Origin of the sequence: Bacillus sp. RC242 (assembly GCF_044908245.1) — a bacterium.
Lineage (GTDB): Bacteria > Bacillota > Bacilli > Bacillales > Bacillaceae_G > Bacillus_A > Bacillus_A mycoides.
On record NZ_JBIYCZ010000001.1, the window covers coordinates 464022 to 485237 of the forward strand.

Below are 21216 nucleotides of genomic sequence, written 5' to 3' on the forward strand. Positions count from 1 at the left end.
AAAGGAAGTGAATCTATGTCCATTTTTACACAGCTAGCAAAAAGCGTATATTCGCCTAAAGATATGGCGCTTTTCCGTTTTCAAAAAATCGGTAAAACCATTTTGTATATTATGCTTCTTTGCCTAATCACTACTATTCCAAGAACTTTCTTGTACGGTAGCGTTATTCAAGATGGTGTTAACATGGTAAATAAAGTAATCGAAAAAGATTTACCTGATTTTAAAATTGAAAATGGCGAGCTAACAGCTGATATTGATCAACCTATCGAAAAAGAAGATGGAAATGCCCTTTTCGTATTTGATCCAAATTCAACAGACTTAGAAAAATATCAAAATAAAACAGGTTTATTTGTTTTAAAAGATAAAGTAGTCTCCATGGGGAATGGTCAAACACAAACATACTCCTATAATGACTTATTAGGCGCATCTCTTGAGAAAAAAGATTTACAAGATTTCATTTCGTTATTTGACAGTATTTATCCAATCTTATTATTCGTTATTGGGTTCTTACTGTACTTGTTCCAATTATTTATTACCTTTGTAGGAGTTACATTGCTTGCCTTCATCGGTTCTGCGATGAGCGGTCAACGCAAATTATCTTATAAACAAGTTTGGACATTAACTGCTTACAGCTACACAATTCCAACAATCTTCTTTATGATTATGGATTTATTCAAAATAAACGTACCTGGCGCAACATTCATTTACATTGCAGTTGTTTTAATCATTCTATACTTAACAATTAAAGAAGTTCCAAAGCCGAAAGAAAAACAAGAACTATAAAAAAAATGCCTAAATAGGCATTTTTTTTTTGGACAAGCATATATTCCTAGCAAAGGAGTGAAGGATATGAAGAGATTAGGTGTACTCTTATTCGTGCTTGTCCTCGGTTATATATTTTATTACGACATAAAAATCGGTACTTTACCGATGTTAAGTTCATACAAAAAAACATCTGCTGCCCAAACGATAAAAAAAGAAAATACAGATACAAAACAAAATAAAGAGAAAGAAACAGAAAAAGAAAAAGAAACGGATACAGCTTATAAAGCAATCGAAGTAAAAACTGGCGATACAGTTCTTTCTATTACAGAAGCTATTAATAAGAAAAAAATTCCTTCTATTGAAAAAGTAATTGATGATTTTAAGCAATTAAATAAAAATACATCTGCTACAAAAATCCAAGTTGGAAAGTCTTATAAATTCCCCTTATATCAATAAGCAATCACTTAATCCTTGTCAATTACATAAAAGCGCTGATACAATAGTAAAAGTGAAACCGAGTACTTTGGTTTCTATAGCCCTTTCTCACACATACTATCATTGATGTAAGGGACTAAAATAAGAAACTTCTTTTATAAGGAGAGCGATCAATTCGTGAATGAAATAACTCAACGCACAAAAACACGTCCAGTTAAAGTCGGTAATTTAACAATTGGCGGTAACAATGAATTAATTATACAAAGTATGACGACAACAAAAACGCATGATGTTGAGGCTACAGTTGCTGAAATTAAACGTTTAGAAGAAGCTGGCTGTCAAGTTGTTCGTGTTGCTGTTCCAGACGAACGCGCAGCAAATGCTATTGCTGATATTAAAAAACAAATCAACATTCCACTTGTTGCTGATATTCATTTTGATTACCGCCTTGCTTTAAAAGCAATCGAAGGCGGCATTGATAAAGTACGTATCAATCCAGGTAACATTGGACGTCGCCATAAAGTAGAAGCTGTTGTAAACGCAGCGAAAGAGCGTGGCATTCCAATCCGTATCGGTGTAAATGCCGGCTCATTAGAACGTCATATTTTAGAAAAGTATGGATATCCAACTGCTGATGGTATGGTCGAGAGCGCACTGCACCATATTAAAATTTTAGAGGACTTAGATTTCCACGATATTATCGTATCAATGAAAGCCTCTGATGTTAACTTAGCAATTGAAGCATACGAAAAAGCTGCTCGCGCTTTTGATTATCCATTACATTTAGGTATTACAGAATCAGGAACATTGTTTGCTGGGACTGTAAAAAGCGCCGCCGGTCTTGGAGCAATTTTAAGTAAAGGCATCGGAAATACACTTCGTATCTCTTTAAGCGCTGATCCAGTTGAAGAAGTAAAAGTTGCACGTGAACTATTAAAATCATTCGGTCTTGCATCTAATGCCGCAACACTTATTTCTTGTCCAACTTGTGGTCGTATTGAAATCGACCTAATTAGCATTGCTAATGAAGTCGAAGAATACATCTCCACACTTAAAGTTCCAATTAAGGTTGCAGTACTCGGCTGTGCCGTAAACGGTCCTGGTGAAGCTCGTGAAGCTGACATCGGTATTGCCGGTGCACGCGGAGAAGGTTTATTATTCCGTAAAGGGCAAGTCGTTCGTAAAGTACCAGAAGAAACAATGGTAGAAGAACTGAAAAAAGAAATTGATGTAATCGCTGCTGAAATGGCTGCCGAACGAGAAAAAGAAAAAGAAAAACAAGAACAATAAAAAGAAGGTTGCCACAATTTTTGTGAGCAACCTTTTTTTACATTCAAATTAAAAACTCGTCAGTTATATAACTGACGAGCCCTCTCATTTTGCACATTTTGGGCAACGACCATATATTTCAAACTTATGCCCCGTTACCTCATAACCTTTAAAATCTTTATTCATAAAATCCATCGGGCAGGAATTAATCTCTTTTGTACCACCACAATCTAAACAAATGAAATGATGATGATGTTCCATAATGGAGCATGTAAAACGGAAATGCTTTTCACCATTTAATTCCGTTTGCTCTAAAACACCGACTTCAGCAAAAACCGTTAAGTTACGATAAATCGTATCAAAACTAAGTCCTGGATAATCACCCTTCATATGCTCTAAAACATCTTTCGCAGTTAAATAACGATTATGAGCTGCGAATAACCTTAGCATTTCTTCCCTTTTCCCTGTATGTTTGTATCCCTTTTCCTTCATTAGGCGTAAAGCTTCTGTTAGATTCATACCTATCCCTACTTTATGCAGTTTTTTTCTTTTTCCATAAAATTGCACCAATTAAAATAAGAACCGCTATCATAACAATTGTACCACCTGGAGCTAAATCAAGTTGATACGAAGCAAACATTCCACCAATTACTGCAATTTCACCAAATAAAATGGAAAAGAAAATTGTTTGTTTAAATCCTTTTGCAATACGAATACTTGCTGCAACTGGTAACGTCATTAAAGATGATACGAGAAGAACACCTACAACACGCATTGATACCGCAATTACAAGAGCAACTAATATAATGAAGATAAAGTGAATCCACTTTGCACTTAAACCGGTTGATACAGCGTATTCCTCATCAAATGATAGTAAAAACAACTCTTTGTATAATAAAACGATCGTCGCAATAACAACAATTGCTACTATACCAATAATAATTAAATCCGCACTTGTTACAGCACTTACACTACCAAATAAATAACTAAATAAATCCGTATTGAATCCATTAGCAAGTGAGATGAAGATAACTCCAATCCCCATCCCTGCTGAAAGTATAATCGGGATTGCTAACTCTTGATAATGTTTATATACAGTACGTAATTTTTCAATTAGCAATGCTCCACCGATTGAAAAAAACATCCCCATATATAAAGGGTTTAAAAAACCACCGGTAAAGATTGTCTTTTCAAGTAATAAACTTGCTGCAATTCCTGATAACGTCACATGACTTAATGCATCCGCAATAAGCGACATGCGGCGAATTACAACGAACACGCCGATAAGTGGTGCGACAAGCCCTATTAAAATACCAGCGTATAAGGAATTACGTAAAAAATCATATTGTAAAAAATCCTGTATCATTATATCCTCCCGTGATGCCCATGTTCATGTTCTAAGCGATGAACATGATGTCCATATAAAATCGACATTTCTGCATCTTCTAACTCTCGGAATTTCTCTACATTCCCATGGAAATGTAAATGCTGATTCAAACATGCAACATGCGTCACCTTCTCTGTTACAGCACCCATATCGTGCGTAACAAGAATTAACGTAATTCCCAATCTTTTGTTTAAATCCTCTAGTATCTCATAAAAACTTGCCACATTTTTCACATCAATCCCAACAGTAGGCTCGTCCAAAATAAGCAATTCCGGATCACTTACAAGTGCACGAGCAATAAATACACGCTGCTGTTGTCCACCAGAAAGTTCTCCAATGTTGCGACCTCGAAACTCGCTCATACCTACATCAGCAATCGCTTTTTCTACTTTCGCATTATCGTCTTTCGTAAAAAAGCGAAAAAGCCCTTTTTTCGAAACGAGCCCCATTGAAACAACCTCGAAAACAGTTGCCGGGAAACCTGAGTTAAAGCTACTTGCCTTTTGGGATACATAACCAACTTTATTCCACTCTTTAAATTTCTTACTATCAATGCCAAACAATCTAATACTTCCTTGCTTTGGTTTTAAAACACCCAATAAGCATTTAAGTAAAGTCGATTTCCCTGAACCATTCGGTCCAACTAAACCTAAAAAAGCTCCCTTCGGAACTTGCAAATTAATATCTTCTAACACGTTGCGATCTTCATACCGAAACGTTAATCCTTCTATTTCCAATATATTATTCATAGCATCTCACCTATTTTAATTCAGAATGATTCCGATTTATCTCTATTTGAATTATAGTACAGCTTATTATAGTTGTAAACCAATCTGCCTAAAATATATTCTTTATTTCAAGAAACCTTATTATTATAACAAAAAGCAGAGAATAATTCTCTGCTTTCAAAAGATATTACAATTAACTTTTTAGTGAATTGCTGATTTAAACTTACCACCATTTGTCTCTTGTGTATTCATAATCGTAACAAATGCGTTTTCATCAATTTCATGCACAATTGATTTTAACTTCGTCACTTCCAGACGTGTTACAACTGCATAAATAACTTCTTTTTCTTTATCTGTATAGCCACCTTTAGCAACAAGTTTTGTTGTTCCACGACCAAGGCGGTGTAAAATTGCATTTGATACTTCCTCATATTGATCCGATACTATTAAAACTGCTTTCGTTTCGTCTAATCCTTGAATTACCGTATCAATTGTTTTGAATGCGATATAGTACGTCATAACAGAATACATCGCTTGTTCAACACCAAAAACAAATGCTGCCCATGCAAAAATGAATAAGTTCACAAACATTACGAATTCACCAACAGAAAACGGTAATTTCTTCGTTAATAGAATTCCCATAATCTCGGTCCCGTCTAACGATCCACCATGACGAATAACAAGTCCTACACCAATCCCTAAAATAAGACCGCCGAAAACTGTTGCTAAAATCGGCTCTGTTGTAAATGGCGGGATAGCATGCAACGTTGATTCAATAAATGCTAAAGCTACAATTCCAAATGCTGAAGATAACATGAATGTTTTTCCAATTTGCTTATACCCGGAGTACATAAAAGGAATGTTGAGGATAACAACTAAAGTAGAAAAGCTTAACCACCAAATATTAGGAGTAAGATAATCTAATATAAGAGAAATACCAATAATTCCACCATCAATAATTTTATTTGGCATTAAAAACAGTTCAATCGCTACCGCCGCACACGCTGCCCCAAAGACAATCATAACTAAACGATATACAAGATGAATAACACTTTCTTTTCGATGTTGCTTTTTTTCCATAAGTCCTCCTTATACTCTTTATCTATAGTTTTGTTCTTATATTATAACATAAGCTTCTTTTCCCCATTGAAAAAATGCACCTTGATACGAATATGTACAAGCTATGCGTACATATATTTCGATAGAAGAACGTGTGAAGGAGGACAACACGATGAACCTCATTAAACAAATTGTGAACAAAAAATTAAATCATATTTCTACAAAAGAACTATTGAAATATAGTAAAGAATACGAAGTTCCAATCACAACTGCACAAGCTGATAAAATCGTTTTACTTATGAAAGGGAAAAACATTAACATTTACGATAATACCGAGCGACTAGATTTGTTAAAACAAATCGCTAAAGTAACTACTCCTGCCACTGCCCAACAAGTAAATATTTTATTTCAGCAGCTATTAAAATAAGGAGGGGAAAATCCCCTCCTTATTGTGCTTTAATTTTTTCAAGAATTCCTTCATCAAAAGTACCATTTTTCAGCATTTCGATTTCTAATTTATATGGTGGCTTCTTATCTTTTTTATCTTCACCTACATACGGCGTTTCAAGAATTTTTGGTACGTGCGTAAGTTGTGGGTGATGCACAATGTGATGCAATGCCTTATAGCCAATATGACCAAAACCAATATTTTCATGACGGTCTTTTCCAGCTCCGCGTACATTTTTGCTATCGTTAATATGAAGTACTTGTAAACGATTTATCCCAACAATTTTATCAAATTCGTTTAACACACCGTCAAAATCATTTACAAGGTCATAACCTGCATCATGCGTATGACACGTATCAAAACATACGGATAGTTTTTCATTATATTTCACACCATCAATAATTTTCGCAATTTCTTCAAAGCTACGACCGCATTCCGTTCCCTTTCCTGCCATCGTTTCTAACGCAATGTTAACCGTCTGCTCTGGCGTTAATACTTCATTAAGCCCTTTAATAATTTGTTGAATACCAGCATCCGCTCCTGCACCAACGTGCGCACCTGGGTGAAGAACGATTTGTTTCGCTACACCTAATGCCGATGTTCTTTCAATTTCCATGCGAAGGAAGTCTACACCTAATTGGAATGTTTCTGGCTTCGTCGTATTCCCAAGATTAATAATGTATGGCGCATGTACGATAATTTCTTCAATACAGTTTAGTTCCATATGTTTTCTTCCTGCTTCTATGTTCAATTCTTCAATTGGTTTTCTTCGTGTATTTTGCGGTGCACCTGTATAAATCATAAACGTCGTTGCACCGTATGAAACAGCCTCTTCACTTGCTGCTAATAACATTTTCTTACCACTCATAGAAACATGAGATCCAATCTTTAACATACAATCACCTCTTCAATATACAATAGATATAATGATAGCATAATTTGTAGAAATATGTAGCGAATTGTTTGTTCACACAAAAGGCACTACATAGATTAAACAGACTATTCAAACAATCTGCGCTCTATACTTAAATTAACCCAATAAAGCGAAACTTTAGTCAACGTTTTTTCTACCCCTCACTAATTATTAGTCTGCATTAATCGAATTTCTCTCAAGCAGTGAGATAAAAAAAAATAAGGGAAATCCCTTATCTTTTTTTATTGCTATATTTTTTCTTCACTTTGTCACGTTCTGTTGCAAGTTTTCGTTTATAGTTTGGTTTTACTTTTTTCGGCTTCTTAACAACTTTTGTTGCCATAACATCTAGTCCATCACTTGGTTTTTTACGGCTCTTACGACGACGACGGTCACCTAAATCCGCCCATTCATCTCCGCGTAAATCTACATGTTTAAACTCGATATGACGTTGTTTTTCCAAACTATCTAACGCTTCTTCATTTGCTGGATCATAAATCGTCACTGCAATACCTGAATGACCCGCACGTGCAGTTCTTCCAACACGGTGAACGAAGAAATCTAAATCTGGTGGAAGTTCATAGTTAATAACATGGCTAATTCCTTCAATATCAATACCGCGTGCCGCCAAATCTGTTGCGACAATGTATTGGAACTCTAAATCACGAACTTGTTTCATCATTTTTCTACGATCACGTGGTGATAAATCACCGTGTATACGCCCTACTTTTAATCCACGTTCTGCTAATCCATCGGCTACTTCGTCAGCCTTCTTCTTTGTGTTTGTAAAGACAATTGCTAAATATGGTTTAAATTGAAGTAGCATATTTTTCACTAATTCAGTTTTATTACGGTGTCTTGAAGGCACAAGGTAATGATCAATATTTCCTGCTGCAACTTGCTTCGGATTAATATGAATATGTTCTGGATTCTCCATATATTTCTTCAAAAATGGTTTTAATTTTTGAGGAATTGTTGCAGAGAAAACTAACATTTGCAGATTTTTAGGCATACGTGCCGCAATTTTATCTACATCTTGAATGAATCCCATATCAAGCATTAAGTCCGCTTCATCGACAATAATAGTATCCGCTTTATAGACAAATAGCGCCTTTTCTTCTACTAAATCTTTAATACGTCCTGGCGTTCCAACTACAATATGAGGTTGTTTTTTCAACTTTTCAATTGATCGTTGTTTATCAGTTCCACCAATTAAACAGCGTGCTGTAATCATTTGATCTTCTGCACAGAACTTTGTTAGTTTCACAATTTCTTCGTAAATTTGTTGTGCTAACTCACGAGTAGGCGCTGTAATAACAAGTTGTACCTCTTCACGACTTGCATCAATTCTGTTTAATGTAGGAAGTAAGTATGCATGTGTTTTCCCAGAACCAGTTTGGGATTGTCCAATTATACTCACACCTTTTTTCACGACCGGGAAAATCTTCTTTTGAATTCCTGTTGGCTCTGTAAAGCGTAGTTCACGAACTGCATCTATTAAAAATGGTTTAAAATCATACTGTGTAAAAGTTTGTAGTGTCATAAGTTACACCTTCTTTCTAAAATTTCTACTGCGCACAAATCAGTCAAGTCTACATTATATCGAAATCTACAAGTAAAATCCATCTTTAGTTTAGGTTTTTATCTCAAAAACTAACCTTCTTTCCTTCCATTGCATATTGTATGTGTATATACCTAACTGAAGAAAGGAGGATTTCCCACATGTTTCCGAAATCCCCTATAAGACAAATGTATCCGAATCGAGGACAACAATCTTACACACCATATCCGATTCCACAACTACCACCGATGGCTCAAAAAAAGAAAGGTTTCCTTGCTAAACTCTTTAAAAAACACGATCCAACCGAACCTTTCATGCAAATGGTCCCTCCTTATCGACAAATGGAAGGGCCACCGATGATGCACCAACAACCGCCGCCCCAATATCAACAGCAACAGCCATACCAACAACAATATACACAACAATATACACAACAATATCAGCCATACATGCAGCAATATCCAGAGCAGATGATACCACCTCAAATGTATGAATCAAATGATACACGTGGTGCTGCGTCAGCTACAACTGCAGCGGCATCTAGCAGCGGCATCGGTAGTTTTTTTTCAAATTTAATTTCGAACCCAACTAATATGATAAATAATATCGAAAAAGTATCTCAAGTCGTGCAATCTGTCGGTCCTGTTGTCGAACAGTACGGTCCCATTATGCGTAGTCTACCAAGCATTGTTAAAATCCTCACCTCTGGAAAAAGTACGGAAGAAAATCAAACTGAAGATGCAACAGAACAGGTTGAGGTAGCAACTCCACCTCCTCCACCTCCAAAAAGGAAACGAAAAAAAATAGTGCTTGAACCGGTAATAGAAAAAGAGGTTCCGAAAGAACCCGTTCAACAATCAGCAACAAAACCAAAACTATATGTGTAACAATCCTTTGTTTTCTATCCACTCCTCCTTTATAATGTAATGGACTATGCACAAAAGTATCCCTTGTTTAGAAGGAGAGGATTACTCACATGAAGATTGTTAAAATTTCCCCTCGTGGTTATTGCTATGGTGTTGTTGACGCAATGGTTATTGCACGTAACGCCGCATTAGATAAATCATTACCGAGACCCATTTATATTTTAGGTATGATTGTTCACAATAAGCATGTCACAGATGCTTTCGAAGAGGATGGCATCATTACATTAGACGGTCCAAGTCGATTAGAAATTTTAGATAAAATCGATTCTGGTACTGTTATTTTCACTGCACACGGTGTTTCTCCAGAAGTTAAACAACGTGCAAAAGAAAAAGGTTTAACGACAATTGATGCAACTTGTCCAGATGTTACAAAAACACATGACCTTATCGAAGCAAAGAAAGCTGAAGGATACCATGTCATTTATATCGGCAAAAAAAATCATCCAGAACCAGAAGGCGCAGTTGGTATCGCACCTGATATCGTTCATCTTATCGAAAAAGCTGATGATTTAAAAACACTAGAAATTCCAACGGATAAAATTTTAGTTACGAATCAAACAACAATGAGTCAATGGGATGTTCAACATTTAATGGAGGACATTCAGAAAAAATTCCCAACAGCAGAATTCCACAAGGAAATTTGTTTAGCAACTCAAGTTCGCCAAGAAGCTGTCGCTAAACAAGCTGATGTTGCAGATTTAACAATTGTTGTCGGTGATCCGAAAAGTAACAACTCAAACCGTTTAGCACAAGTATCACAAGAAATCGCTGGTACGACAGCATACCGCGTTGCAGACGTAAGTGAAATCCAATTAGAATGGCTACAAGGTGTAGAAAACGTAGCTGTTACAGCAGGTGCTTCTACTCCAACGCCAATTACAAAAGAAGTTATTGCTTTCTTAGATCAATATGACCCAATGAATCCAGCTACATGGGACAGAATTCGAAAAGTACCACTTCAAAAGATACTACCTCGTGTAAAAGTGAAAAAAGAACAATAATAAAAACCGTTGCCTACATGAGCAACGGTTTTTATTTTTCTTATACAAATGTGAATGGATCTGTATGTAACTGCGAAGCGTGAATGTGTACATTGAATTTCTTCACATCTACTTTTTCTTGCAATTGTTTTTGTACACCTTGCTTCATTACTTTTTCAACGTTATGTCCTGGATCGACTATATTTAAACCAATCATCATCGCATCGTGAGCAACATGATAATACATATCACCTGTTACATATACATCTGCTCCTTTAAATTTCGCTTGGTTTATATATTTATTACCGTCACCACCAAGTACAGCTACTTTACGCACCTTATCATCTAACTTTCCAACAACTCTTGCACCCTTTACATGTAATGATTGTTTCACATGTAAAGCAAACTGCTCAAGCGTCATTTCTTCTTGTAAATACCCTATTTTACCAAGACCTAATGTTTCACCTTTATTATCAAGCGGATATACATCATATGCCACTTCTTCATATGGATGGGCTGCCAACATCGCTTTAATAACTTTTCTTTGTAATGAAGCTGGAATAATCGTTTCGACACGTATCTCTTCCACACGTTCTAACTGCCCAGTTTCTCCGATATAAGGATTTGTACCTTCTTGAGGGATAAACGTACCTACCCCTTCGCTACCGAACGTACAGTGGCTATAATTACCGATATGACCTGCATCCGCATCTCCAAGAGCTTTGCGCACTTCTTCTGCATGGGTTACTGGAACAAATACAACAATTTTTTTCATTTCTTCTGCATATGTAGGAGCTAATACTTCTGTATTTTGTAACCCTAACGCATCAGCAAGTAAATCATTTACCCCGCCCTTAGCAATATCTACATTTGTATGTGCGGCATAAACCGCAATATCATTTTTAATACACATTTCAATAATTCTTCCGTACGCCTTATCTGTATGAATCGCTTTTAATGGATTAAAGATTAAAGGATGGTGCGCTATAATGATATTCGCTCCTAATTGGATCGCCTCGTCCACAACTTCCTCAGTTACATCTAACGCGATTAATACGTGCTGGACAGGTTTATTAAGCGCTCCAATCTGTAAGCCAATCTTATCCCCTTCCATCGCTAAATGCTTCGGATACATACCTTCAAACAAAGAAATAATTTCATGACCATTCGGAATTTTACTCATGATAAAACCTCTCCTATCATTTTCATTTTCGCTTCTACTTCTGCACGCTTCGCTTTCTTCTCTTCAGACTCTGCTGCACGTTCTAACTGTTTTAAAATATTTTGGAAGTTTTTCAATTCCCCTTCCCACTTTTCAACAAAAGCTTCACTTTTTTCTTTTATTAAAAATGGACCCATAAACAATTCAGCTTGTTTATTTTCAGAGTAAGGTACTGCTGTATCTCCTCGCTCTCCGACTAAAATCTCGTAAATCTTTCCGTCTTCTATTACAATTTTCTCACAGATAAGCTCCCATCCATTTTCAATAAACCATTCACGGATATGGTGTGCTGCAATATTCGGCTGTAAGATTAAACGTGTTACACCTTCTAATTTTTCTTTACCACTTTCTAAAATGTCACGAATTAACGCTCCACCCATACCAGCAATCGTAATAACATCTACTTCTCCTGGCACTATAACAGCTAATCCATTCCCTTTACGAACGTCTACTTTATCTTGTAAGCCACTTTCAGCTACAGTTGCTTGTGCAGAGCGAAACGGTCCATCTACAACCTCTCCTGCAACTGCTTTCGTAGCAATATTATTTATAATTGTATAACACGGTAAATACGCATGATCCGATCCAATATCAGCTACTGTAGAGCCTACCGGAATCTCCCTCACAACTTCTTCTAATCGTTTCGAAAGCTTTACTTCATTCATGTATTTCCATTACTCCTTCTCTTCTCAGTCTGTCTCCATGATAATGAATTTATAGTAGTTGTTGCAAGTCCATAACAATACTTCAATTCTCTATTACTAATCGTATTTTAGATAGTATAGAAAAACAAGCCTTTTGCAAAAAGCAAAAGACTTGTTTTTCTATACTTTATTTTTTCTTCGATAACCAATCAGCTACTTTCGTTGCTTGATCAGCTGGAATTAAATTAGCTGGCATATTTCCTTTTCCTTTTGACAGAACTTCTTTAATTTCATCTTTTGAAAGTTTCCCACCAATTTTTTGTAAATTAGGGCCTACCGCTCCTTGTAACTGATCACCATGACAGCTCGTACAGCTTTGCTTTACAATATCCTCTGGCTTTGATGCTGTTTGTGCTGGTTTCCCACCATTTTTTGCATCAGCTAACTCTTTAGATTTATTTAGCCCCTGAAATGAAAATACAAACATAACGATAATACCTAATGCTGCAATAAGAGCGAACGGAATCAACGGATTACGTTTCATATCTCTTCTCCCCCCTCTACACCGCTAAATAGTTAGATGATTCAGTCATTTATATTGTACTTGAAAACGCCCTATCAGAAAAGAGCAAACTACTACTTGTTAAAAATATTCCGTAAATTCATTTTATTGATTTTCACTATTATATCGCATATTATTTCGATAATTACTAACGTTTCTCATCATATTTTTTACTTTTCTACATATTATTTTGTATATAATAAACAAAATAAATCGAAAAATCGAAAAATGAGCATTTGCAAATCAAAAGACAATTCTGTAAAATAAATTACAAGAAATTGTAATCGTTGCCGATAGCTAAATTTTAACAAAAATTAACAAAATAAAAAAGTTTACTTCACAAAAGTGAAGTAAACTTAAAGGTAGCCTATTCTAAGAAATCCTTAAGACGCTTACTACGGCTTGGATGTCTTAATTTGCGAAGTGCTTTCGCTTCAATTTGACGAATACGTTCTCTCGTTACGCCGAATACTTTCCCAACTTCTTCAAGCGTACGAGTTCGTCCATCATCTAAACCAAAACGAAGACGCAGAACATTTTCTTCACGATCTGTTAGTGTATCTAACACATCTTCTAATTGTTCTTTTAGCAATTCATACGCTGCATGGTCCGCAGGCGATGTTGCTTCTTGGTCTTCGATAAAGTCACCTAAATGGGAGTCGTCTTCTTCACCAATTGGTGTTTCAAGAGAAACTGGCTCCTGTGCAATCTTTAAGATTTCGCGTACTTTTTCTGGAGCAAGATCCATTTCTTCACCAATCTCTTCAGGAGATGGTTCGCGTCCTAAATCTTGTAATAATTGACGTTGTACACGGATTAACTTATTAATTGTTTCAACCATATGAACTGGAATACGAATTGTTCGCGCTTGGTCTGCAATCGCACGTGTAATAGCTTGGCGAATCCACCAAGTTGCATACGTACTAAATTTAAAACCTTTACGGTAGTCGAACTTTTCAACTGCCTTAATTAGACCCATATTTCCTTCTTGGATTAAGTCTAAGAAAAGCATACCACGGCCCACGTAGCGCTTTGCAATACTTACTACAAGACGTAAGTTTGCTTCTGCAAGACGGCGTTTTGCTTCTTCATCGCCTTCTTCAATACGTGTCGCAAGTCGAATTTCTTCTTCAGCAGATAGTAAGTCTACACGACCAATTTCTTTTAAGTACATACGAACAGGGTCATTGATTTTCACACCTGGCGGCACACTTAAATCATTAAGGTCAAATTCTTCTTCCGTTTTTGTAATTTGACGATTATTAGGACCTTCGTCGTTGTCATTGTCACCAACTAAGTCAATCCCTTGTTCACCTAAATATTCATAGTATTCATCCATTTGATCGGATTCAATTTCAAATCCATTCATGCGTTCTGCAATCTCTTCATATGTAAGAACGCCACGTTTTTTTCCGAGCTCAGTGAGTTGTTCTTTCACTTGCTCAAGGGTCATTTCAGTTTCAATTTGTTTAGAACGAGCTGGTTTATCAGCCATCTGTTCCCCTCCTTACGCGAGATACAAACATTCATTATACTAAAACTTTATCGAAAAAGCTATTTTCTTGCTTTTTGACTTTGTAAATATGCCACATAATATTTAGCAGCCTCTACAGGATCTGTTTTTTCCATTTGTTTTACTTTAAAGATAATTTCCATCTTTTCAAGTTTTTCTTTATGGCGTCTTAGCGCCTCCAAATGACCTTGTAACGCTTCTTCTGTGTACTCTGGATTAATAAATTCATCCGTCGAAATATCAGTAATAATATTTTTCAACTTTTCATCAGAGAGCCAACTTAAAAATGTTCCGACTGAAGGTTCATTTCCCTTTTCATAATATGCGTATAGTTCATATAAAATCCCTTTATGTTCTTCTGTATAAAAATCTTCTATATGAGGTTCCATACGCACTGTCACTTCTGCACTTTGCAACATATGGTAAATAATTTCTCTTTCTGCCCTTTCAAAACCCGTTAATTTCGGTTTCGTTTGAACAATTTGAGATGGCTTAGAAACCTGCTTTATTTGTTTTTGCTGTACCTTTTGTTCTTTGCGATATTGGTGCAATTGATTCAAAAGTGTTTCCATTGAATACGAAAATTCTTGCGATAATGATTTTAAATATGATTCCGCCTGCATCGCATCCTGTAGCAATGATAACTCTTTTAAAACACTTTTTACATATTCTTCTTTGCCAGACTCATCTTGCAAATTTTTCCCTAAACGCAAATAATTTATTTTGAAACCAACAAAACTTATACTTGATTTCACAAGATTTTCAAAAGCGGTTGTCCCATATTGTTGCACATATTCATCAGGGTCAAGCTTATCTGGCAAGGATGTAACTTTTACTTGGCAACCAACTTGCAATAGTAATTGCCCTGCTTTCATCGTCGCTTCTCGCCCTGCTTTATCACCATCATAGCAAAGAACAACAGTTTCAACGTTACGTCGCAGAAGTTTCGCTTGTTCTTCAGTTAAAGCTGTTCCCATTGTCGCAACAGCTTCTTCCACACCACTTTTCACCGCGGCTAGTACATCGGCATAACCTTCAAAAAGGACAACCTGCCCACGTTTTCTAATAAACGGCCTTGCTTGGTGGAAATTATACAACAGCTTACTTTTGTAAAAAATCGGTGTTTCAGGACTATTCAAATATTTCGGAGTGTCATCTCCTAATGCCCTTCCACTAAACGCTATCACCTTACCTTGTAAAGTATAAATCGGAAACATAACTCTTCCGCGGAAGCGGTCATAATGACTGCCATCCTTCTCACTTCTTACAAGAAGGCCAGCCTGTTCCATACTAGATAGCGACAAACCTCTTTTTTGTAAAATTTTCGTCGCTGCATCCCAAGCTTGTGATGCATAACCAATTTCAAATTTCTCAATCATCTCTTTTGTAATACCACGTTTTAATAAATATGAAAGTGCTTCATTTCCTTCTTCTGTATTTACTAATAAATGATGATAATACTTTTTCAAAAGTTCATGAGCCTGTTGCATGATGACAGTGTCATCAGATATGTCTTCTTGTTGTTGTTGTCCTTGCCCTGATGTATATTCTGCAACTGCAATTCCATTTCTTTCGCCAAGCTTTTGAACAGCCTCTGTGAAAGCAAGTCCTTCCATTTTCATAAGAAAAGAAAATACATTTCCACCTTCTCCACATCCGAAACAATGAAAAATTTGCTTATCAGATGAAACAGAGAATGAAGGAGAATTCTCACCATGAAATGGACAAAGACCGAAATAGTTACGCCCCTGCTTTCTAAGTTGAACATACTCACCAATCACTTCTACAATATCGGATGATGTCCGAATCTGTTCAACAACTTCTTCAGGAATTCTGTTCCCCATAACTCCATCTCCGTGTCGTATTTTGTATTCGATATAAATTAAAAGATTCCTTTATAATTCGACAATATTTTTCTAAATTTGTTAGAAAGTACTGTCGATCACATTGTGTAAACGATTTTGGACCTTTCGTATAAGTCCCCAGTCTGCGTAAATTCGCAGATACATACTACTATATAAAATTGTATACATTTGCTCATCTGTTACAAATGTATCTCCTGGAGACAATACATATACTCCTTTTTCACAAGAAGACTAGCAAGAAGCACTATAGCCTGTATGATCATGAGATCTGTAGCTTTTGCATGTTAATAAATATAACAGTCAACTTCATCTTGCTCAGAATCTACATAGACCCAATTACCTTGCTGTTTTCTTGAACGATGAGCATAGGATACGACAAACAAAATTTCGACATAAAATTTTGTTCCAACTTGCACAATTGCATTCTTCACGGGATACGCATCTGCATCAAATAATATCTTATCTGATGTTTTGCATATTGCTGTATTCTACATCCCTTCTGTGAATCCTTCCATAATGTGCGTTTTCTTGTCTAGATTTTGTCGATTTAACGTAAATACATGTCTTTTTCGAAAATCCTATCCCTAGTTTATTCTGAAAAATTAAAGTCTAAACGTAAAATATAGGTTTTTATCACAATTTTTTATTATAATATATTTTCTTCAACTACGCTACATATCCCTTTAATTTTCATCTTACACTTAAAGATAACGAAATCGTTCCTTTAGCATAATTAAAAAACAGAAGAATATAAGTATAACCATTCCGCTATATTCTATTACTAAGCCGAAAGTTCATGCTCTACTTCGCATCTTCCTCTAACGCCTTCTCACGAGCGAAAAAAGCACATTCACCTTTGGTAAATGTGCTAAAACATTTTTTGGTTTTGCACTGCATTCACAATAATATTTGCTGTTTCTTCAATTGCCTTATTTGATACATCAATCACTTGACAATTTATTTTACTAATTACTTCCTCAAAATGATCAATTTCTTCTTGAATACGATTAATATTTGCATATGTTGCTCCATCACTTAATCCAAGTGATTTCAATCGTTCTTTTCGAATATGATTTAACTTATCTGGTATAATTTTCAAACCGAAACATTTCTCTTTTGCCACTTGATATAATTCCTCAGGCGGATCCACTTCCGGTACAAGTGGTACATTAGCAACTTTCAAACGTTTGTTATGCGCTAAATATTGTGAAAGTGGTGTTTTTGATGTACGTGAAATTCCAATCAACACGATATCAGCTTTTAAAATACCACGTGCATCTCTACCATCATCATACTTAACTGCAAATTCAATCGCTTCAATTTTTTTAAAGTACTCTTCATCTAATCTTCGAACGACACCTGGCTCATACCTTGGTACTTGCCCTGTAATTTCTTCAATTTGATCGATAAGAGGTCCGATAATATCGTATGCCTCTACTCCTTCTTTTGCCGCTTCTGTCAATAAATATTGACGCATATCAGGCTTTACTAACGTAAAACAAATAAGCGCTTGATTGCTCTTGGCAATCGAGATTACTTCTTTTAATGTCCCTGTATCTTCTACATACGGTACACGCCTAATATCAGGAGCGAATGGGAACTGTCCCATTGCCGCTCTAACAACCAAATCAGCCGTTTCTCCTACAGAGTCAGATACGACATATACGATTTTATTATCCATTACATTACCTCACTTTAAACAAATTACACTTATTCGTTATTTACTAAATTTACAAACGCACGTGTAATATTTGTTTTTGTAATTCGTCCAATCACTTCTAAACCTTGTTTCGTATCCTTCACAACCGGCATCGCATCAATCTGTCTTTCTATTAATTCCATCGCAATATCATATAAAGAATCCTCCCTGCGACACATCGCAATGTTTGGCATCCTTGTCATGATAATATTAACCGGAAGAGAGGTTAAATCCTGCTTTCCTAAGCTAGCTCGTAATAAATCTTTACGAGATACAACGCCAACTAATAAAGTAGCTTGATCTACAACAAATAATGTACCAACGTCCTCTAGAAACATAGTACAGATTGCATCGTATACTGATACATTTTTATCAATTACAGCCGGTCTAGATTGATAATCTTGCACTTTAATTTTCTTAACAGCTTCAGATAATAGCTGTCCCCCGGTTTTACCCGTATAAAAATAACCTACACGTGGACGCGCTTCTAAATAACCAGCCATCGTTAAAATTGCTAAGTCTGGTCTTAGCGTTGCACGTGTTAAACCCAATTGCCCAGCAATTGACTCCCCTGTAATAGGACCGTGATCTTTTACAATCTGAATGATATGCTCTTGCCGTTTATTCAGCTCTATGATAATCACCACCTTTAATGCACAACGAAAAAAGTTATACTATCTCTTAAATATTATATACTAAATATGCTATTCGAAAAAGAAAGTATGTAAAAAGGACCGTATACGGCCCTTTTTATATTTGAAACTTATCAAGTTGTTCCAAGAAACGCCTTGTTTTCAAATAAATCCCACAATATTCGTCATAATATGTATTCAATACTGTGCGCATTTGTTTTTTTGTACTATCCTTCACCGATACATTACCGAGCCGGTGTAAATCAAAGTGAAAAAAGAGACGTAATAATTTATGAACAGCCTCTCCCACCGGAATACGATACGGATCTTGCTCCGCATGACGCGAGCACAGAAAACCGCCTTCCCGGACAGAGAAGGCGACAAAATCTGTTTCTTGATGACAAATAGCACATGTATCAAAGTACGGGCGCATCCCTAATACCGGAAGCATTTTCGTTTGATAAATTAATGATAATACTTCTGGATCAACACCCTCACACATATAATGCAACGTTTGATATAACATTTCAAATAAATACGGATTATGCTTCTTATCTTCTGTTGCTTTATCGGTTAATTCAATAATAAATGATGCATAAGCAGTTAAAAATATATCCTCACGAATTTCTTTCATAGATGAAATAATCTCGCCTTGTTGCAAAGTTCCAAGTCCAGATCCCATTTGAATAAGAAAATGACCATGTGTCATAAGTTGCGAAATAGCTGCTAACCGACTCTTCGGCTTTTTCGCCCCTCTTGCCATTGCACTTACCTTACCAAATTCCCGTGAGTATATTGTAACAATCTTATTTGTTTCTCCGTAATCAGTCGTACGGATAACAATGCCCTCAACTTTTTGAAACATGTTCGTCACCATCCAAGGTTTGAACAAAACGGGTCAAGAAATTGGAGAGTCTAGATGCGCTAACTCCTCTTCATGTTGATCCATCTCATCGTTTACGTCTTTTTCCATTTCTTTCAAAAGCAAATACGTTTCAATGCTTCCTGTTTTGGAGAAAAACTTCCAGGTAAAATCTAGCATAAGAATCCACCTTTCTCAATAAGCGTAGCCTATAAACCAATTTCTTTTGTTGTTATTAAGTTGACCCATTTTGTTCATTTTCATGTGAGAAAAATTTTTCCTAATTTATCAAGGTTCATAAAAACCAATAATCAGCGGATGAACAAAACATCCACTGATCACAACTTTACTTCATATTAATACTCGTCTTCACGGAAACCAAGGTCACGAAGCTGTGACATCTTATTACGCCAATCTTTTTGCACTTTCACCCATACTTCTAAAAATACTTTAGAACCAAGAAGTGCTTCAATGTCAAAACGAGCTCTCTTACCGACTTCTTTTAACATCTTCCCTTGCTTACCTATAATAATTCCTTTTTGTGATGCACGTTCAACAACAATCGTTGCGTTTATATAAACCGCTCCGCCCTCACGCTTTTGAATTGCATCAATAACAACCGCTACAGAATGCGGTACTTCTTCACGTGTTAAATGTAATACTTTTTCACGAATAAGCTCTGAAATAATAAATCGCTCTGGATGATCCGTTACTTGATTATCCGGGTAATATTGCGGTCCTTCTGGTAAATACTTTTTAATTGCTCCGATTAACGCTTCAACGTTATTACCGTCCAATGCAGAAATTGGCACAATCTCCGCGAACTCATATAATTTACGATATTGATCAATCAACTCCAGCAATTGCTCTGGATGAAGTTGGTCAATTTTATTAATTACCAAAAATACCGGTTGTTTCGTTTCTTGTAATTTCTCAATAATAAATTCCTCACCACGACCATATCCTTCAGTTGCATTGACCATAAACAAAACAATATCAACTTCTTTTAATGTCGTTTGAGCCATCTTCACCATGAAATCGCCTAGTTTATGTTTAGGTTTATGTATTCCTGGTGTATCAATGAAAACTACTTGTGAATCATTTTCTGTATATACACCTTGAATTTTATTACGAGTTGTTTGTGGCTTATCGCTCATAATGGCAATTTTTTGGCCAATAATACGATTTAAAAATGTAGATTTCCCAACATTCGGTCTGCCAATAATAGAGACAAAACCTGATTTATAACCTTTTCTATTCATGTAAATCCTCCGCTAAAAATGCTCCTGGTAACAATTCTCCGACTGTTGTCTCTTGAACATCACCATGTAAGTTTGATAGGTATACTTTCGTATCCTGTTTACATAATTCTATCATAACTTGTCGACATGCTCCACAAGGAGGTACTGGACGCTTTGTATCCGCTACGACTGCAATAGCTACAAACTCGTTATCCCCTTCAGAAATTGCCTTAAATAACGCTGTTCTTTCTGCACAGTTACATAAACCATATGATGCATTTTCAACATTACATCCACGATATATTTTTCCATCCTGAGTTAGTAAAGCTGCACCTACTTGAAATTTAGAATATGGTACGTACGCTCGTTTACGCGCTTCGGTTGCTTCTTGAATTAATTGTTCGCTATTCATATTCCCGCATCCTTTCCGTTCATAGATGTGAATAGATACACTCTTTCATTAAAGGCCTTCACGGCGCTCCCAAAGCTTAATAAAAGCTTCGGA

The 21216-nt window shown here is 36.1% G+C and carries 24 protein-coding genes; 6 read left to right on the top strand and 18 right to left on the bottom strand.

What is annotated here, in order from left to right:
- The first annotated feature begins 15 nt into the window (after nucleotides 1–15).
- The 3 genes from yqgB (at nucleotide 16) to ispG (ending at nucleotide 2490) form a co-directional block, all read left to right on the top strand.
- On the top strand, nucleotides 16–783 hold the full coding sequence (gene yqgB, locus ABH957_RS02545) for a protein YqgB (RefSeq protein WP_269480953.1): 768 nt from the start codon (nucleotides 16–18) through the stop codon (nucleotides 781–783).
- Between the two features lie 66 nt (nucleotides 784–849).
- On the top strand, nucleotides 850–1221 hold the full coding sequence (locus ABH957_RS02550; RefSeq protein ID WP_002088653.1) for a hypothetical protein: 372 nt from the start codon (nucleotides 850–852) through the stop codon (nucleotides 1219–1221).
- Nucleotides 1222–1377: 156 nt separating this feature from the next.
- Entirely contained in the window at nucleotides 1378–2490 is a 1113-nt protein-coding gene (ispG, locus tag ABH957_RS02555) for a flavodoxin-dependent (E)-4-hydroxy-3-methylbut-2-enyl-diphosphate synthase (protein WP_219303551.1), read from the top strand.
- 84 nt (nucleotides 2491–2574) lie between these two features.
- Here ispG and ABH957_RS02560 read toward each other — a convergent pair whose 3' ends face one another.
- The 4 genes from ABH957_RS02560 to ABH957_RS02575 all read right to left on the bottom strand — a co-directional run bounded on the left by ABH957_RS02560 (nucleotide 2575) and on the right by ABH957_RS02575 (nucleotide 5664).
- Nucleotides 2575–2988, bottom strand: a complete 414-nt coding sequence (locus ABH957_RS02560) for a Fur family transcriptional regulator (protein ID WP_002015164.1) — start codon at nucleotides 2986–2988, stop codon at nucleotides 2575–2577.
- Between the two features lie 13 nt (nucleotides 2989–3001).
- Nucleotides 3002–3835, bottom strand: a complete 834-nt coding sequence (locus ABH957_RS02565) for a metal ABC transporter permease (RefSeq protein ID WP_002015165.1) — start codon at nucleotides 3833–3835, stop codon at nucleotides 3002–3004.
- Nucleotides 3835–4605 carry a metal ABC transporter ATP-binding protein gene (locus ABH957_RS02570; protein ID WP_002015167.1) on the bottom strand — a complete coding sequence of 257 codons (771 nt, stop codon included), beginning with the start codon at nucleotides 4603–4605 and terminating at the stop codon, nucleotides 3835–3837. Before ABH957_RS02570 ends, ABH957_RS02565 begins: the two co-directional genes overlap by 1 nt.
- A gap of 180 nt (nucleotides 4606–4785) precedes the next feature.
- Nucleotides 4786–5664, bottom strand: coding sequence for a YitT family protein (locus tag ABH957_RS02575; RefSeq protein WP_002015168.1), 879 nt, complete (start codon nucleotides 5662–5664; stop codon nucleotides 4786–4788).
- Between the two features lie 151 nt (nucleotides 5665–5815).
- On the opposite strand from ABH957_RS02575, the gene ABH957_RS02580 reads away from it, so the two are divergent.
- Nucleotides 5816–6070 (top strand): DUF2624 domain-containing protein, encoded by a 255-nt coding sequence (locus ABH957_RS02580; RefSeq protein WP_002088657.1) that lies wholly within the window; start codon nucleotides 5816–5818, stop codon nucleotides 6068–6070.
- A 19-nt stretch (nucleotides 6071–6089) separates the two neighbouring features.
- On the opposite strand, the gene ABH957_RS02585 is transcribed toward ABH957_RS02580, so the two are convergent.
- Nucleotides 6090–6986 (bottom strand): deoxyribonuclease IV, encoded by an 897-nt coding sequence (locus ABH957_RS02585; protein WP_404491098.1) that lies wholly within the window; start codon nucleotides 6984–6986, stop codon nucleotides 6090–6092.
- 250 nt (nucleotides 6987–7236) lie between these two features.
- Nucleotides 7237–8547 (bottom strand): DEAD/DEAH box helicase, encoded by a 1311-nt coding sequence (locus ABH957_RS02590; RefSeq protein ID WP_002015172.1) that lies wholly within the window; start codon nucleotides 8545–8547, stop codon nucleotides 7237–7239.
- A gap of 179 nt (nucleotides 8548–8726) precedes the next feature.
- On the opposite strand from ABH957_RS02590, the gene vrrA reads away from it, so the two are divergent.
- Nucleotides 8727–9452, top strand: coding sequence for a VrrA/YqfQ family protein (gene vrrA, locus ABH957_RS02595; protein WP_002184950.1), 726 nt, complete (start codon nucleotides 8727–8729; stop codon nucleotides 9450–9452).
- An 89-nt stretch (nucleotides 9453–9541) separates the two neighbouring features.
- Nucleotides 9542–10492, top strand: a complete 951-nt coding sequence (locus ABH957_RS02600) for a 4-hydroxy-3-methylbut-2-enyl diphosphate reductase (protein WP_002015175.1) — start codon at nucleotides 9542–9544, stop codon at nucleotides 10490–10492.
- Between the two features lie 40 nt (nucleotides 10493–10532).
- On the opposite strand, the gene ABH957_RS02605 is transcribed toward ABH957_RS02600, so the two are convergent.
- The 12 genes from ABH957_RS02605 to ABH957_RS02660 all read right to left on the bottom strand — a co-directional run bounded on the left by ABH957_RS02605 (nucleotide 10533) and on the right by ABH957_RS02660 (nucleotide 21123).
- Nucleotides 10533–11654, bottom strand: a complete 1122-nt coding sequence (locus ABH957_RS02605) for a Nif3-like dinuclear metal center hexameric protein (protein WP_002190694.1) — start codon at nucleotides 11652–11654, stop codon at nucleotides 10533–10535.
- On the bottom strand, nucleotides 11651–12358 hold the full coding sequence (locus tag ABH957_RS02610) for a tRNA (adenine(22)-N(1))-methyltransferase (RefSeq protein ID WP_404491099.1): 708 nt from the start codon (nucleotides 12356–12358) through the stop codon (nucleotides 11651–11653). The genes ABH957_RS02605 and ABH957_RS02610 overlap by 4 nt, the downstream gene beginning before the upstream one ends.
- Nucleotides 12359–12524: 166 nt before the next feature.
- Complete coding sequence (gene cccA / locus ABH957_RS02615; protein WP_002015178.1) at nucleotides 12525–12881, bottom strand: cytochrome c550; 357 nt, start codon at nucleotides 12879–12881, stop codon at nucleotides 12525–12527.
- 385 nt (nucleotides 12882–13266) lie between these two features.
- Nucleotides 13267–14394: an RNA polymerase sigma factor RpoD gene (gene rpoD / locus ABH957_RS02620; RefSeq protein WP_000764062.1), complete on the bottom strand. Its 1128-nt coding sequence runs from the start codon at nucleotides 14392–14394 to the stop codon at nucleotides 13267–13269.
- 59 nt (nucleotides 14395–14453) lie between these two features.
- Entirely contained in the window at nucleotides 14454–16256 is a 1803-nt protein-coding gene (dnaG, locus tag ABH957_RS02625; protein ID WP_002015179.1) for a DNA primase, read from the bottom strand.
- Nucleotides 16257–16337: 81 nt separating this feature from the next.
- Nucleotides 16338–16481 (bottom strand): hypothetical protein, encoded by a 144-nt coding sequence (locus ABH957_RS02630; RefSeq protein ID WP_162836445.1) that lies wholly within the window; start codon nucleotides 16479–16481, stop codon nucleotides 16338–16340.
- A gap of 664 nt (nucleotides 16482–17145) precedes the next feature.
- Complete coding sequence (locus ABH957_RS02635) at nucleotides 17146–17958, bottom strand: pyruvate, water dikinase regulatory protein (protein ID WP_002015180.1); 813 nt, start codon at nucleotides 17956–17958, stop codon at nucleotides 17146–17148.
- 29 nt (nucleotides 17959–17987) lie between these two features.
- The gene (gene ccpN / locus ABH957_RS02640; RefSeq protein ID WP_002015181.1) at nucleotides 17988–18620 is read right to left on the bottom strand and encodes a transcriptional regulator CcpN; all 633 of its coding nucleotides are present in this window, start codon (nucleotides 18618–18620) and stop codon (nucleotides 17988–17990) included.
- Nucleotides 18621–18726: 106 nt separating this feature from the next.
- Entirely contained in the window at nucleotides 18727–19473 is a 747-nt protein-coding gene (gene recO / locus ABH957_RS02645; protein WP_002129136.1) for a DNA repair protein RecO, read from the bottom strand.
- A gap of 33 nt (nucleotides 19474–19506) precedes the next feature.
- A complete protein-coding gene (locus ABH957_RS02650) occupies nucleotides 19507–19650 on the bottom strand; it encodes a YqzL family protein (RefSeq protein ID WP_000883924.1) in 144 nt (47 codons plus the stop codon).
- 176 nt (nucleotides 19651–19826) lie between these two features.
- Entirely contained in the window at nucleotides 19827–20732 is a 906-nt protein-coding gene (gene era, locus ABH957_RS02655; protein ID WP_002088672.1) for a GTPase Era, read from the bottom strand.
- The gene (locus tag ABH957_RS02660; protein WP_113935594.1) at nucleotides 20725–21123 is read right to left on the bottom strand and encodes a cytidine deaminase; all 399 of its coding nucleotides are present in this window, start codon (nucleotides 21121–21123) and stop codon (nucleotides 20725–20727) included. The genes era and ABH957_RS02660 overlap by 8 nt, the downstream gene beginning before the upstream one ends.
- Nucleotides 21124–21216 lie beyond the last annotated feature (93 nt).

Excerpts from the sequence above, each read along its gene's own strand:
- dnaG (WP_002015179.1), bottom strand. The coding sequence starts at position 16,256 with ATGGGGAACAGAATTCCTGAAGAAGTTGTTGAACAGATTCGGACATCA.
- ABH957_RS02605 (WP_002190694.1), bottom strand. The coding sequence starts at position 11,654 with ATGAGTAAAATTCCGAATGGTCATGAAATTATTTCTTTGTTTGAAGGT.
- vrrA (WP_002184950.1), top strand. The coding sequence starts at position 8,727 with ATGTTTCCGAAATCCCCTATAAGACAAATGTATCCGAATCGAGGACAA.
- ABH957_RS02570 (WP_002015167.1), bottom strand. The coding sequence starts at position 4,605 with ATGAATAATATATTGGAAATAGAAGGATTAACGTTTCGGTATGAAGAT.
- ABH957_RS02550 (WP_002088653.1), top strand. The coding sequence starts at position 850 with ATGAAGAGATTAGGTGTACTCTTATTCGTGCTTGTCCTCGGTTATATA.
- ABH957_RS02600 (WP_002015175.1), top strand. The coding sequence starts at position 9,542 with ATGAAGATTGTTAAAATTTCCCCTCGTGGTTATTGCTATGGTGTTGTT.
- ABH957_RS02585 (WP_404491098.1), bottom strand. The coding sequence starts at position 6,986 with ATGTTAAAGATTGGATCTCATGTTTCTATGAGTGGTAAGAAAATGTTA.
- ABH957_RS02590 (WP_002015172.1), bottom strand. The coding sequence starts at position 8,547 with ATGACACTACAAACTTTTACACAGTATGATTTTAAACCATTTTTAATA.
- yqgB (WP_269480953.1), top strand. The coding sequence starts at position 16 with ATGTCCATTTTTACACAGCTAGCAAAAAGCGTATATTCGCCTAAAGAT.
- rpoD (WP_000764062.1), bottom strand. The coding sequence starts at position 14,394 with ATGGCTGATAAACCAGCTCGTTCTAAACAAATTGAAACTGAAATGACC.
- ABH957_RS02565 (WP_002015165.1), bottom strand. The coding sequence starts at position 3,835 with ATGATACAGGATTTTTTACAATATGATTTTTTACGTAATTCCTTATAC.
- ABH957_RS02650 (WP_000883924.1), bottom strand. The coding sequence starts at position 19,650 with ATGCTAGATTTTACCTGGAAGTTTTTCTCCAAAACAGGAAGCATTGAA.
- recO (WP_002129136.1), bottom strand. The coding sequence starts at position 19,473 with ATGTTTCAAAAAGTTGAGGGCATTGTTATCCGTACGACTGATTACGGA.
- era (WP_002088672.1), bottom strand. The coding sequence starts at position 20,732 with ATGAATAGAAAAGGTTATAAATCAGGTTTTGTCTCTATTATTGGCAGA.
- ABH957_RS02635 (WP_002015180.1), bottom strand. The coding sequence starts at position 17,958 with ATGGATAATAAAATCGTATATGTCGTATCTGACTCTGTAGGAGAAACG.
- cccA (WP_002015178.1), bottom strand. The coding sequence starts at position 12,881 with ATGAAACGTAATCCGTTGATTCCGTTCGCTCTTATTGCAGCATTAGGT.
- ABH957_RS02560 (WP_002015164.1), bottom strand. The coding sequence starts at position 2,988 with ATGAATCTAACAGAAGCTTTACGCCTAATGAAGGAAAAGGGATACAAA.
- ABH957_RS02580 (WP_002088657.1), top strand. The coding sequence starts at position 5,816 with ATGAACCTCATTAAACAAATTGTGAACAAAAAATTAAATCATATTTCT.
- ABH957_RS02660 (WP_113935594.1), bottom strand. The coding sequence starts at position 21,123 with ATGAATAGCGAACAATTAATTCAAGAAGCAACCGAAGCGCGTAAACGA.
- ABH957_RS02575 (WP_002015168.1), bottom strand. The coding sequence starts at position 5,664 with ATGGAAAAAAAGCAACATCGAAAAGAAAGTGTTATTCATCTTGTATAT.
- ABH957_RS02610 (WP_404491099.1), bottom strand. The coding sequence starts at position 12,358 with ATGAATGAAGTAAAGCTTTCGAAACGATTAGAAGAAGTTGTGAGGGAG.